Annotated in this window: 12 protein-coding genes; 7 read left to right on the top strand and 5 right to left on the bottom strand. The window is 72.2% G+C overall.

The genetic code is table 11. From position 1 onward, the window contains the following. Positions 1-14 precede the first annotated feature (14 nt). The 3 genes from AB0I82_RS34405 to AB0I82_RS34415 all read left to right on the top strand — a co-directional run bounded on the left by AB0I82_RS34405 (position 15) and on the right by AB0I82_RS34415 (position 3,433). The gene (locus AB0I82_RS34405) at positions 15-1,379 is read left to right on the top strand and encodes an FAD-linked oxidase C-terminal domain-containing protein (protein WP_363261411.1); all 1,365 of its coding nucleotides are present in this window, start codon (positions 15-17) and stop codon (positions 1,377-1,379) included. Positions 1,380-1,435: 56 nt separating this feature from the next. After that, on the top strand, positions 1,436-1,723 hold the full coding sequence (locus tag AB0I82_RS34410; RefSeq protein WP_363261412.1) for a ribosomal protein L7/L12: 288 nt from the start codon (positions 1,436-1,438) through the stop codon (positions 1,721-1,723). A 264-nt stretch (positions 1,724-1,987) separates the two neighbouring features. Then, positions 1,988-3,433 carry an NAD(P)/FAD-dependent oxidoreductase gene (locus AB0I82_RS34415; RefSeq protein WP_363261413.1) on the top strand — a complete coding sequence of 482 codons (1,446 nt, stop codon included), beginning with the start codon at positions 1,988-1,990 and terminating at the stop codon, positions 3,431-3,433. A gap of 145 nt (positions 3,434-3,578) precedes the next feature. Here AB0I82_RS34415 and AB0I82_RS34420 read toward each other — a convergent pair whose 3' ends face one another. Then, positions 3,579-3,929: a tetratricopeptide repeat protein gene (locus tag AB0I82_RS34420; protein ID WP_363261414.1), complete on the bottom strand. Its 351-nt coding sequence runs from the start codon at positions 3,927-3,929 to the stop codon at positions 3,579-3,581. Positions 3,930-4,011: 82 nt separating this feature from the next. After that, positions 4,012-4,488 carry an SsgA family sporulation/cell division regulator gene (locus AB0I82_RS34425; RefSeq protein ID WP_363261415.1) on the bottom strand — a complete coding sequence of 159 codons (477 nt, stop codon included), beginning with the start codon at positions 4,486-4,488 and terminating at the stop codon, positions 4,012-4,014. A 253-nt stretch (positions 4,489-4,741) separates the two neighbouring features. On the opposite strand from AB0I82_RS34425, the gene AB0I82_RS34430 reads away from it, so the two are divergent. Continuing rightward, the gene (locus AB0I82_RS34430) at positions 4,742-6,316 is read left to right on the top strand and encodes an RDD family protein (protein ID WP_363261416.1); all 1,575 of its coding nucleotides are present in this window, start codon (positions 4,742-4,744) and stop codon (positions 6,314-6,316) included. 238 nt (positions 6,317-6,554) lie between these two features. After that, complete coding sequence (locus tag AB0I82_RS34435) at positions 6,555-7,229, top strand: RDD family protein (RefSeq protein ID WP_363261417.1); 675 nt, start codon at positions 6,555-6,557, stop codon at positions 7,227-7,229. Positions 7,230-7,240: 11 nt separating this feature from the next. Here AB0I82_RS34435 and AB0I82_RS34440 read toward each other — a convergent pair whose 3' ends face one another. Continuing rightward, positions 7,241-7,531, bottom strand: coding sequence for a hypothetical protein (locus AB0I82_RS34440; protein WP_363261418.1), 291 nt, complete (start codon positions 7,529-7,531; stop codon positions 7,241-7,243). Between the two features lie 346 nt (positions 7,532-7,877). On the opposite strand from AB0I82_RS34440, the gene AB0I82_RS34445 reads away from it, so the two are divergent. Together AB0I82_RS34445 and AB0I82_RS34450 are read left to right on the top strand one after the other, a co-directional pair. After that, positions 7,878-10,271 (top strand): immune inhibitor A domain-containing protein, encoded by a 2,394-nt coding sequence (locus AB0I82_RS34445; RefSeq protein ID WP_363261419.1) that lies wholly within the window; start codon positions 7,878-7,880, stop codon positions 10,269-10,271. A gap of 182 nt (positions 10,272-10,453) precedes the next feature. Then, entirely contained in the window at positions 10,454-10,789 is a 336-nt protein-coding gene (locus tag AB0I82_RS34450) for a hypothetical protein (RefSeq protein ID WP_363261420.1), read from the top strand. A 20-nt stretch (positions 10,790-10,809) separates the two neighbouring features. On the opposite strand, the gene AB0I82_RS34455 is transcribed toward AB0I82_RS34450, so the two are convergent. Further along, a complete protein-coding gene (locus AB0I82_RS34455; RefSeq protein ID WP_031063239.1) occupies positions 10,810-11,406 on the bottom strand; it encodes an isochorismatase family protein in 597 nt (198 codons plus the stop codon). Between the two features lie 230 nt (positions 11,407-11,636). After that, positions 11,637-12,965, bottom strand: a complete 1,329-nt coding sequence (locus tag AB0I82_RS34460) for a nicotinate phosphoribosyltransferase (RefSeq protein WP_363261421.1) — start codon at positions 12,963-12,965, stop codon at positions 11,637-11,639. Between the last annotated feature and the right edge of the window lie 32 nt (positions 12,966-12,997).

The following is a 12,997-nucleotide window of genomic DNA, read 5'->3' on the forward strand; positions in this document are numbered from 1 at the left end:
GCCAAGGTGGCGCCATGGACCTCATCGCACAGCTGCGCGCCGGACTCCCCGAAGAGGCGGTCCTCACCGACCCCGACGTCACCGGCTCCTACGCCAACGACATGGCCAGCTTCTGCGAAGCCGGCACCCCCGCCGTCGTCGTCCTGCCGCGCACCGTCGAGCAGGTCCAGCACGTCATGCGCACCGCCACCGCGCTGCGCGTCCCCGTCGTCCCGCAGGGCTCCCGCACCGGCCTCTCCGGCGCCGCCAACGCCTCCGACGGCTGCATCGTCCTCTCCCTCACCAAGATGGACCGCATCCTGGAGATCAACCCCGTCGACCGGATCGCGGTCGTCGAGCCCGGCGTCATCAACGCCACCCTCTCCCGCGCGGTGAACGAGCACGGCCTGTACTACCCGCCGGACCCCTCCAGCTGGGAGATGTGCTCCATCGGCGGCAACATCGGCACCGCGTCCGGCGGCCTGTGCTGCGTGAAGTACGGCGTCACCGCCGAGTACGTGCTCGGCCTGGACGTCGTACTCGCCGACGGCCGGCTGCTGCAGACCGGCCGGCGTACCGCCAAGGGCGTGGCGGGCTACGACCTCACCCGGCTCTTCGTCGGCTCCGAGGGCAGCCTCGGCGTCGTCGTGCGTGCCGTCCTGTCGCTGCGGCCCGAGCCGCCGCAACAGCTCGCGCTCGCCGCCGAGTTCCCCTCCACGGACGCCGCGTGCGCGGCCGTCTGCGAGATCATGGCCCGCGGCCACGCCCCCTCGCTGCTGGAGCTGATGGACCGTACGAGCATCCGCGCGGTCAACGCGATGGCCAACATGGGCCTGCCGGACTCCACGGAGGCGCTGCTGCTCGCGGCCTTCGACAGCCCGGACCCGTCCGCCGACCTGGCCGCCGTCGGCGCGCTGTGCGAGGCCGCGGGCGCCACCGAGGTCGTCCCCGCCGAGACCGCCGCCGAGTCCGACCTGCTGCTGCAGGCCCGCCGGCTCACCCTCACCGCCCTCGAAGCGGTGAAGACGGCCACGATGATCGACGACGTCTGCGTACCCCGCTCCAAGCTCGCCGACCTGCTCAACGGCTGCGCCGCCATCGCCGAGAAGTACGACCTCATCATCGGCGTCTGCGCGCACGCGGGCGACGGCAACACCCACCCCACCGTCTGCTTCGACGCGGCCGACCCCGACGAGTCCCGGCGGGCCCGCGAGTCCTTCGACGAGATCATGGGGCTCGGCCTGGAACTGGGCGGCACGATCACCGGCGAACACGGCGTCGGCATACTGAAGAAGGACTGGCTGGCCCGCGAACTCGGGCCGGTCTCCCTGGAGTTGCACCGCGGCATCAAGCAGGTCTTCGATCCACTCGGGTTGTTGAACCCGGGGAAGGTCTTCTGAGGCGGGGGACGGCCGGGCGGGCCGCCGTTGTCAGTGGTGGCCCGTAGAGTCCTGCCATGGACAACGCATTGATGTCGGTGATGCTGGTCGTCGTGGTGCTTCTGCTGCTCAGCAGCCTCTCCGACAGCCGTACGAAGCGTCTGGAGCGCCGCCTGCGCGAGACGGAGCGCCGCCTGGACCTCCTCCTGGCGCACCACGGCATCGCCGACGACCGCCCCGAGCTGACCGAGGTCGACGAGCTGCTCCGCCGTGACCGCAAGATCGAGGCGATCAAGCGGTACCGCCAGCTGACGGGCGCGGGCCTGGCCGAGGCCAAGGAGGCGGTCGAGGCGCGAATACGCTGAGAGCCTGTGTCTAACCCCTGGCCGGGCGCCCGCCGCCTGGCACGCACTCTCGCGGCGTTGCCGAACCGCCCACGTAGCTCCGCTACGAGGACGCTCCGGCGCCTTGCGATAGCACGCACCAGACGACGTTCGCTGATCCGGCCAGGATTTAGACACAGGCTCTGACCGGCCGGTTGCCCTGTGGCTCCGGCGGGCCCGCGGGCGGAGGATGGGCCCGACGACCGTCCATCGCCGGACAGCCCGACGCAGGGAGCGAGAGCGCCGATGGCACAGACCGCAGAACCCGCAGCGAAGAGCAGGGAGTACGACGTCGTGGTGCTGGGCGCGGGCCCGGTCGGGGAGAACGTCGCCGACCGCGCGCACGCCCTGGGGCTGAGCGCCGTCATCGTGGAGAGCGAGCTGGTCGGCGGCGAATGCTCGTACTGGGCGTGCATGCCGTCCAAGGCGCTGCTGCGGCCGGTCACCGCGCGCGCCGACGCCCGCCGGGTGCCCGGCCTGAAGGACGCGGTGGCCGGGCCGCTCGACGCCCGCGCCGTGTTCGCCCACCGCGACGCCTTCACCTCGCACTGGAAGGACGACGGCCAGGTCGAGTGGCTGGACTCGGCCGGCATCGACCTGGTGCGCGGCCGGGGACGGCTGGCCGGGCCCAAACGGGTGATCGTCGACGGCGACGTCGAACTCACCGCCCGGCACGCCGTCGTGGTCTGTACGGGCAGCCGCGCGGCGCTCCCCGGCCTGCCGGGCCTGGACACCGCGAAGCCCTGGACCAGCCGCGAGGCGACCAGCGCGCAGTCGGTGCCGGAGCGGCTCGCGGTGGTCGGCGGCGGAGTGGTCGCCGTGGAGATGGCGACCGCCTTCCAGGCGCTGGGCTCCCGGGTCACGATGCTCGTACGGGGCTCCGCGCTGCTGGCCCGCATGGAGCCGTTCGCGGGCGAGCTGGTCGCCGAGGCCCTGAAGGAGGGCGGCGCCGACATCCGCTGGGACACCTCCGTCGAAGAGGTGCACCGGCCCGGCCCCGACGGCCCGGTCACCCTCACCCTCGGCGGCGGCGACCGGATCGAGGCGGACGAGGTGCTCTTCGCCACCGGGCGCGCGCCGCGCACCGACGATCTCGGCCTGGAGACGGTGGGCCTTACGCCGGGCAGCTGGCTGGAGGTGGACGACAGCTGCCGGGTGACGGCGGTCGACGGGGGCTGGCTGTACGGGGTCGGGGACGTCAACCACCGTGCCCTGCTCACCCATCAGGGCAAGTACCAGGCCCGCATCGCGGGCGCGGCCATCGCGGCGCGCGCTCAGGGCGTACCGCTCCTGGAGACCGACCCCTGGGGCGCGCACGCGGCGACCGCCGACACCGCCGCCGTCCCGCAGGTGGTCTTCACCGACCCCGAGGCGGCCTCGGTCGGACTGACCGCGGAGGAGGCCGAGCGCGCGGGCCACCGCGTCCGCAGCGTCGATGTCGACCTGGGCGGCGTGGCGGGCGCGAGCCTGTACGCGGACGGGTACCGCGGCCGCGCCCGCATGGTCGTCGACCTGGACCGCGAGGTGCTGCTCGGCGCCACCTTCGTGGGCCCGGGCATCGGCGAGCTGTTGCACTCCGCGACGGTAGCGGTGGCCGGCGAGGTCCCGATTGCCCGCCTCTGGCACGCAGTCCCGGCCTACCCAACAATCAGCGAGGCGTGGCTACGACTGCTGGAGACGTACCGGGGGTGAGGCAGTCCCGGTACTGCGGCCGATGATGCGCCCGAAGGGCGCTTCAGGGGCGCGGGGAACTGCGCGAGCAACCGAGATGGCGCCGCACCCGGGGCACCGCCGCAACCGCCAACGGCGGGAGGCCGCGCGGCTCACGCCCCGCCGCTCAGGCGATGTCCGGATCGCCGCCCGACATCGCCGCGGCAACCCGCAGATAGCGCGCGGCCTCCGCATCCCGCCCCTGCCGCTGCAGCGTGCGCCCGAGCATCAGCTGGGCGTAGCTCTCGACGGGGTCCCGCTCCAGGACCGCGCGCAGCTCCTCCTCCGCGCGCCAGAGCCGCGCGGAGTGGTAGTAGGCACGGGCGAGGAGCAGCCGCGGCGCGACCAGTTCGGGCACTTCGGCGACGAGGCCCTCGAGGATGTGCGCCGCGGTCGTGTAGTCCTTGGCGTCGAAGAAGAGGCCCGCACGGTCCCAGCGCTCGGCGGGGGAGCCGTGGGTGTAGTACGTCTCGGTCATGGTGTCGGCAACGCGCCGGAGTGGTTGAACATTCCACTACGCCGGGCGGAGTCGCTCGGACACCGGGGAGGAACCGCACGTACTACGCGCCGCTCTCCGGCGACTCGTCCGACGGCCACGGGTCGCGCAGCCACAGCTCGTCGCGCGCGGCCGGCGCCAGCAGCTCGCTCAGCCCTTTGTCGATGCCGAGATGGTCCTCCTCGGTGCCCGGCGGCACCAGCCGCAGCGTGCGCTCCAGCCAAGCCGAGACCGCGGTGGCCGGCGCCTCCAGCAGCGCGTCGCCGTCCGGCGAACTCAGCGCCATGCAGACCAGGCTGCGCCCGTCGACCTTGGTCGGCCACACCCGCACGTCCCCGTGGCCGCACGGCCGGAAGACGCCTTCCACGAGCAACTCGCGGGCGAACGTCCAGTTGACGGGGGAGTCGGAGCCGATGTGGAAGGCGACGTGGACGGCATAGGGGTCGTCGGTACGGTAGGTCAGCCGGGCCGGCACCGCGACGCTGCGCTCCGGCGACAGCACCAGACCCAGTTCCAGCTCTCGTTCCACCACGGTGTGCATGTGTCACGCCTCTCTACGTTCCGGTGCGGGCACCCCGTGAAAATCGCCCGCACAGGGATAGAGGCCGTAGCTCCCGGACCATTACGCGACTTCGTACAACTTTTTTCACAACCCCCTTCCGAGGGGTCCGACGCCCGGACATACCCGGCGATCACCCCCCGTCTGATAGATGTGGTCGCTGCGTTGCGGCAGACTGCAGTAGCCCCACCACGTCAGCCCCCTCCGGCCTGAACACAGATACGGGATTTTGGACATGAGCGCGCCTTCGTCAGGATCCGCCGGCGGCAGCCCCACGCCTGGCTACTACCCGGATCCGTCCATCCCCGGCTACATCCGGTACTGGAACGGCGCCTCCTGGGTGCCGGGCACCAGCCGGCCGGCGCCGGCCGACGGCGAGGAGATGCCCGCCCCGCCGGCGGGTGCCGCGGCCGAGCCGGGTCCGGCAGCGTCGTCCGCCGCCGGGCAGCCGTCCGCAGCCGAAGAGACCGGCCCGGTCTTCTTCGACGAGGAAGAGGACTCGGGTCAGGTCGACGGGGCGGACCCCGACGGCGGCGCCGGCCTCGCGGTGCGCGACCGCGGCGAGATGGACGTGCCGTCCGCCGCCACCGCGTGGGACGACCCGCAGCGGCTGCACGGCACGGGCCCCGACGCGGGCGCCTCCTGGCAGGCCGACGCCTCCCGGCAGGGCGGCTTCGGCGGCGAGCAGGACAAGATGGTGTCCTGGGGCGCGGTCCCGCCGCAGCGCGAGGGCGCGGCCCCGGGCGCGCCGGGCGAGGCCCAGCCGTGGGGCGACGCGCCCCGGGAGGCCGCCGCCGGAGCCGCGCAGGAAGGTTCCGGTCAGGAGGCTGCCGGTCAGGAACGTCCGCGCCCCGAAGACGCCGCCGATGCCCGCAGCGAGGGCACCATGGCCTTCCGCGCGGTCGGCCCCGCCACGCCCGTCGCCGACGGCACGATGGCGATCCGGATCGACCGCGGCGCACAGCAGGGCCGCGACCGGTCGGCCCCGGCGGCCGGCCCCGCGGCCCAGCCGCCGGCCGCCCCGCAGCAGTCCGCCCCCGCCCGCCCCGCCTACGGCTACCCGCAGAGCGGCCCGTCCGTCCCCGGCCAGGGCGGTTACGGCTACCCGCAGCAGGCCGGCGGGGACGGTTACGGCTACCCGAAGCCGGGCCCCGCGGCTCCCCAGCAGGGCGGGTACGGCTACCCGGGCCCGCAGCAGGGCGCTCCCGGAGGCTACGGCTACCCCCAGCCGTCCGGCCCCGCGGCCGCGCAGCAGGGCGGTGCGCCCGAGGGCGTCATCCCCTTCAAGCCGCCGGTCGACAACCCCTTCGCGGCCTCGCAGGCCGAGGGGCGGCCCGCGCCGCTCGGCCGCCGGCTCGCCGCCCGGCTGATCGACACGGTCGTACTGTGCGCGCTGCTCGCGGGCGTCGCCGTACCGCTGTGGAGCGCGACGGCCGACCACATCGGCGACAAGATCGAGGCCGCGAAGCAGTCCGGCGTGCAGACCACGGTCTACCTCCTGGACGGCACGACCAGCGGCTACCTGGCCATCCTGATCGCGGCACTGCTGGTCGTCGGGCTGCTCCTCGAAGCGCTGCCCACCGCCAAGTGGGGACACACGCTGGGCAAGAAGGTCTGCGGCGTGCAGGTGCTGGACATCGAGGGGCACGAAACCCCGGGCTTCGGCGCGGCGGCCAAGCGCTGGCTGGTGTACGGCGTGCTCGGCGTACTGGCCATCGGCGTGGTGAACGCCGTGTGGTGCCTGATCGACCGGCCCTGGCGGCAGTGCTGGCACGACAAGGCGGCCGGCACGTTCGTGGCCGAGAGCTGAGGGCCGACAACCGAGAGCTGAGCGCTGAACCGACAGCTGAGTGCCGACAACCAACGGCTGAGCGCTGAAAGCTGAGGGCCGAGCCCTGACAGCCGACGGCTGAGCCTGCGCGCAGACGTGCGCCCCGGACTGCCGGGGCGCGCCCGCGCACGGCGCGCGCCACGCTCCGGGGCGCCGCACTTCCTCCGAACGGCGCACGCCGGATGCGGCGCCCGGTGGTACGCGGTCGACTCGGGCCATGAGTACCGACCAGCCGAGGCCCGGATCCGGTGAGCCGCCGGAGAACGACCCGTTCCTCAAGAAGCCGCAGCACCCGCAGGAGCCGCCGCCCGGCAGCGGCGACCCGTACGGCGGCGCTCCCGGGGGCGGCCCGTACGGAGGCGGCCCGCCCGGCGGTGGCGGACCCCAGGGCCCGTACGGCGGCGCGCCCCAAGGTCCGTACGGCGCCCCCGATCCGCTCGCCGGGATGCCGCCGCTCGCCGGCCGCGGCCGGCGGCTGCTCGCACGGATCATCGACGGCATCCTCATCGGGGTACCGGTCGGCGTGATCATGTGGTTCGTCGTCGGCGGCGTGGACTATCCCGGTACCGCCGACGACAGCGGCGAGCAGACGGTGGTCTCCGGCGTCACGATGCTGGCCTATCTGATCTACGAGGGCCTGATGCTCACCACCCGGGGCCAGACCGTCGGCAAGATGGCCATGAAGATCAGGGTGGCGATGCTGGAGAACGGGGCGATCCCCACCGCCCGGGCGGGCTGGGTGCGCGCCGCCGTCTACACCCTGCCGGAGATCATCCCCTGTTGCGGCCCCATCTTCTGGCTGGTCAACGTCCTGTGGTGCACCTGGGACAAGCCGTACCAGCAGTGCCTGCACGACAAGGCGGCCCGCACGGTGGTGGTGTCGACCGGCTGACCCGAAAGCTCTTAACGGGAGTGTTCGCCGACCCGGGCCTCGGCAGGCCGGGTCGGCGACGTACGCCGTCCCACGAAGCCCTCGGGCCGTACCTGCGGGGCGGCAACGCGCGTCCGGCGGGCCCGCGCGAGGCGCGGCAGCGGCGCCGTGACCGCGACGAGGAGGCCGAGCCCGAGCCCGGCGATGGCGATGACCGCGACCCCGATGCCCGTCCTGGTCTGCGAGAGCAGCAGCATGGCGAGGGTGGAGAGCACGACGGTGGCCGAACCGTAGACGAGCTGTGCGGCAGTCGGTCGAGGCATGGCGGGTCCGTCCTCGGAAGCATCAGGGGTGTCAGTCGACTTGGCGCGCCGCCAAAAGACTCTACGGTCCTTACTGCCCGAGCGGAACGTCCGGTAAGCGTGAGTTGACCCACTGGCCCGGTGCATGGGGGGCGCACCGATTCATGTGCCCGGCGAACCGCCGCTCGCGGCGCGCCCGTTGGGCCTCCGTGCGGTCCTCCGTACGGCCCGTCCACCGTCCGATACGCGTGCATCGCGAGCCAAGTAACGTACTTCGCTGATGTGTTCAAAACAAGGTCTGTCTTTTCCCCCGGCGTTCCGGTGCAATGCCTCCAACGACCGTTCGTTTTAGGGGAGGACAGCGCGCGTGAGATCCCAGAGATTGCTGTTCAGATCGGCCGCCCTGGCCACGGCAACCGCCGCGATCGGGGCGGCCGTTTTCGCGTCCGGGGCCGCACAGGCCGACGGCCGTAACCCGGCCGCGAGCCCGTCCAACGACCCGGCGCCCGCCGAGCGGTCGGTGGACCACGACCTCAAGGGCCCCTTCAGTGAACGCCAGGAGGCGCAGCGCGAGGAAGCGCTCCGGCAGGTCATATCCGGCGACGCCGAGACCACCGAGCGCGGCGGCTCGCAGGTCGTGAAGCTGGACAAGGGCAAGTACGTCGAGCTGGGCCGGGAGAAGACCGACAAGATCTTCACGATCCTGGTGGAGTTCGGCACCAAGGTCGACGACACCACGATGTACGACCCGGACGGCGACGGCCCCAAGCCGCCGGTGAAGAAGTACGGCGGCGACCCCGGCCCGGCGCACAACGAGATAGCCGAGCCGGACCGTGCGACGGACAACAGCACGGACTGGCAGCCCGACTTCAACCAGCAGCACTACCAGGACCTCTACTTCTCGCACGACAAGAAGAAGGAGTCCCTGGCGAAGTACTACGAGAAGCAGTCCTCGGGCCGCTACTCGGTCGAGGGCGAGGTCTCCGACTGGGTCAAGGTCGACTGGAACGAGGCCCGTTACGGCTCCAACTACTGCGGCCAGACCAACTGCTCCAACGCCTGGGACCTGATCCGCGACGGCGTGAACCAGTGGGCGAAGGGCCAGAAGGCCCAGGGCCGCACGGACGCGCAGATCAAGACGGACCTGGCCAAGTACGACCTGTGGGACCGCTACGACCACGACGCCGACGGCAACTTCAACGAGCCGGACGGCTACATCGACCACTTCCAGATCGTGCACGCCGGCGAGGACGAGTCCGCGGGCGGCGGCGCGCAGGGCACCGACGCGATCTGGGCGCACCGCTGGTACGCGTACGGCACGGACGCCGGCCGGACCGGCCCGGGGGAGAACAAGGCCGGCGGCGCGCAGATCGGCGACACCGGCATCTGGGTCGGCGACTACACGATGCAGCCGGAGAACGGCGGCCTCGGCGTCTTCGCCCACGAGTACGGCCACGACCTGGGCCTGCCGGACGAGTACGACACCAGTGGCACCGGCGAGTCCTCCGTCGACTTCTGGTCGCTGATGTCCTCCGGCTCCTGGCTCGGCGAGGGCAAGGACTCCATCGGCGACCTGCCCGGCGACATGAACGCCTGGGACAAGCTGCAGCTGGGCTGGCTCAACTACGACACCGCGAAGGCGGCGACGGCGTCCACGCACAAGCTGGGCGTCGCGGAGTACAACACCAAGCACAAGCAGGCGCTCGTCGTCGAGCTGCCGAAGAAGGCCGTCACCACCACGGTCGTGAAGCCCGCCGAGGGCTCGAAGCAGTGGTGGAGCGGCATGGGTGACGACCTGAAGAACACCCTCACCCGGTCCGTCGACCTCACCGGAGCGGCCAAGGCGTCCCTGAACCTCAAGGGCTGGTGGGACATCGAGGCGGAGTACGACTACCTGTACGCCGAGGTCTCCACGGACGGCGGCGCCAACTGGACGCCGGTGGACGGCACCGCGAACGGCCGGGCCATCCCGCGCGACGCCGGCGACAAGCCCGCGCTGACCGGCACCGTCGAGGCGTACCAGGACCTCGTCTACCCGCTGGACGCCTACGCGGGCAAGAAGATCGACCTGCGGTTCCGCTACCAGACCGACGGCGGCGTGGCCCAGAAGGGCTTCGCGGCCGACGCGCTGAGCATCGTGGCCGACGGCAAGCCGCTCTTCACCGACGGCGCCGAGGGCGACGACGCGGGCTGGACCGCCAAGGGCTTCTCGCGCATTGGCGAGTCCTTCACCAGGGACTACCCGCAGTACTACCTCGCCGAGAACCGCCAGTACGTCTCGTACGACAAGACCCTGAAGACCGGCCCGTACAACTTCGGCTGGCCCTCCACCCGGCCGAACTGGGTCGAGCACTTCCCCTTCCAGAACGGCGTGCTGATCTGGCTCTGGGACACCTCGCAGGCGGACAACAACGTCGGTGAGCACCCGGGCGCCGGCCAGATCCTCCCGGTCGACGCCCATCCGAAGGCCACGAAGTGGGCGGACGGCAAGCTCATGCGCAACCGCTTCCAGACCTACGACTCGACCTTCACCCGTGCCCGGACCGACGCGCTCACCCTGCACAAGAACGGCACGGCCACGAAGATCGCATCGCAGAAGGGCGTGACCGTCTTCGACGACCGCAACGGGGTCTACTACGACAAGGCGAACCCGACCGGTGCCGTGATCGTTCCTGACACCAATACCCGGATCAAGATCGCCAAGGAGGCCCATGACGGGTCCACGGTGGTCCTCCAGGTCGGGCCCGCTACTAAGGAGTAAGTAAAGCCGCAGGTCACAGACGTATCGGCCGTCGCCCCCTAGCGGGCGGCGGCCGATCGCGTTTAGATGCCTCCTGCGGCCTTCTTGCTGACACGTAGTCTCACGAGGGGTTCCCGACGCATGCCCCGACCCGGCGTGCGCCGGCCGCACCGACCGCTGCACCGACCATGCACGGGGGAAACATGACCCTGACCGGCTCCGGCTTCACCAGGCTTCCGGGCGGAAGCGTGGTGGTGGCCCTCTCGCTGCCCAGACCGGGCGGCAGCGGCCACCGCGTACGCGTCCTCGTCCACGCCGCGAACCGCCCGCGCGCCCTGACCAGGCTGCGCAACCTCGGCCTGCGCGCCGTCTACCTGCGCGGCAACACCGAACCGCCCACGCCGGACGAGGTCACGGCCGTACTCCACCACCCCGACGGCCTGGTCTGGCGCGGCGCCCCGGAGGACGACACGGAGTCCTGGCACCCGATACGGGCCCTGCTGCGCCCGACGGTCCCGGAGCAGCTCAGCCCACGCTGAGGCGCCCGGCCGCCGGTGGCTCAGCCCGCGCTGACCACCGGCTTGCCGGTCAGCTCGGCGCCCGCCTCGCGCAGCTCCGCGACCGCCGCCTCCGTCGTGTGCGCGGCCACGCCCGCCGTCAGGTCCAGCAGGACCCGGGTGCGGAACCCCTCGCGGACCGCGTCCAGCGCCGTGGCCCGCACGCAGTGGTCCGTGGCGATGCCGACGATGTCGACCTCGGTCACGTCGTGCGCGCGCAGCCACTCCGCCGTCGAGGCGCCGTGCTCGTCCACGCCCTCGAAGCCGCTGTACGCCGCGGCGTGCTCGCCCTTGGAGAAGACCGCGTCGATCGCGCCGGAGACGATCGCGGGCGCGAAATTGGGGTGGAAGCCGCTGCCCTCGGTGCCCGCGACGCAGTGCGCGGGCCAGCTGTGCTCGTAGTCCGGCCGGACGGAGAAGTGGTCGCCCGGGTCGATGTGGTGATCGCGCGTGGCGACCACGTACTGGTATCCGCTGCCCGCCGCCTCGCCCACCAGGTCGGTGATGGCGGCGGCGATGTCCGAGCCGCCCGCTACCGCGAGGCTGCCGCCCTCACAGAAGTCGTTCTGGACGTCCACGACGATCAATGCCCGGTGCATGGTGCGTGCCTTCCGGCTGGGAAATGGGGGGAGGGGAATGGCGGCTGTGGGGGCTACGGCATGTGCCGATGTGACCGAGGGTAGCCACTCGCACGGCTTTGCGGGAGTAGGAGCCGACGGGGCGGGCACCGCGCCCCGTAAGGGGCGCGGGGAACTGCGCGCCCAGCCACACACGGCCCGCAGCCGACGAACGACATCACCCCGGAGGGAACCGCACTCCCCGCGGAGCGCTAGACGTACTCCGTCGGCAGTACGGCCTCGCCGCGCGAGAGCTGCATCGCGGACATCGGGAGCCCGGCGCGGGCCGCGATGTGCCGCTCGCGCGCCGCGTCCAGCGGCTCACGGGCGACCACCTCGCCGCCGCGCACCAGCGGCACCATCAGCTGCCGGTCGGCCAGCTCGGCCGGCACCGGCCCCGTGCCGATGACCTCGGCCTCGGCCACGCCGTGCTCGTCGGGCCGCCGCGCGGCCCACTTGCGGCCGCCGTGGGACGCCTTGCCGCCCATGGACTTCTTCGCGACCGGCCGCAGCGGCGCGTCGTCGCCGTCGCCCTCGGCGCGCGCGACCAGCTTGTAGACCATCGAGCAGGTCGGGTGTCCGCTGCCGGTGACCAGCTGCGTACCGACGCCGTACGCGTCCACGGGCGCGGCGGCCAGCGAGGCGATGGCGTACTCGTCCAGGTCGCTGGTGACCACGATCCTGGTGTCCGTCGCGCCCAGCTCGTCCAGCTGCTGGCGCACCCGGTGGGCGAGCAGCAGCAGGTCGCCGGAGTCGATGCGGACGGCGCCGAGGCCGGGCCCGGCCACCTCCACGGCGGTACGGACCGCCTCCGCGACGTCGTAGGTGTCCACCAGCAGAGTCGTTCCCGCACCGAGGCTGTCGACCTGCGCGGTGAACGCGTCCCGCTCGTTGTCGTGCAGCAGGGTGAAGGAGTGCGCGCTCGTGCCGGCGGTCGGGATGTTGTACCGGAAGCCGGCCGCGAGGTCGGAGGTGGTGTGGAAGCCGCCCACGTACGCGGCCCGGGAGGCGGCCACGGCGGCCAGCTCGTGGGTGCGCCGGGCGCCCATCTCGATCAGCGGGCGGTCGCCGGCCGCGACCGACATCCGGGAGGCCGCGGCGGCCACCGCCGAGTCGTGGTTGAGGATCGAGAGGATCACCGTCTCCAGCAGCACGGCCTCGGCGAAGGTGCCCTCGACGCGCAGGATGGGCGAGCCGGGGAAGTAGACCTCGCCCTCCGGGTAGCCCCAGATGTCGCCGCGGAAGCGGTAGTCGGCGAGCCACTTCCGGGTGGTCTCGTCGAGGATGCCGCGCTCGGTGAGGAAGTCCAGGATCGTGGCGTCGAAGCGGAAGTTCTCCACCGCGTCCAGCAGCCGCCCGGTGCCCGCGACCACGCCGTACCGGCGGCCCTCGGGCAGCCGCCGGGTGAAGACCTCGAAGACCGAGCGCCGGTCGGCGGTGCCGGACCGCAGCGCGGCCTGCACCATGGTGAGTTCGTACTGGTCGGTGAAGAGCGCAGTCGACGGCACGGCCACCGGCAGCCCCAGGTCTGCTGTGTTCATACGAGGATGCTACCTCCCTTACTCGTCACATT

Origin of the sequence: Streptomyces sp. NPDC050315, from assembly GCF_040655775.1 — a bacterium.
Lineage (GTDB): Bacteria > Actinomycetota > Actinomycetes > Streptomycetales > Streptomycetaceae > Streptomyces.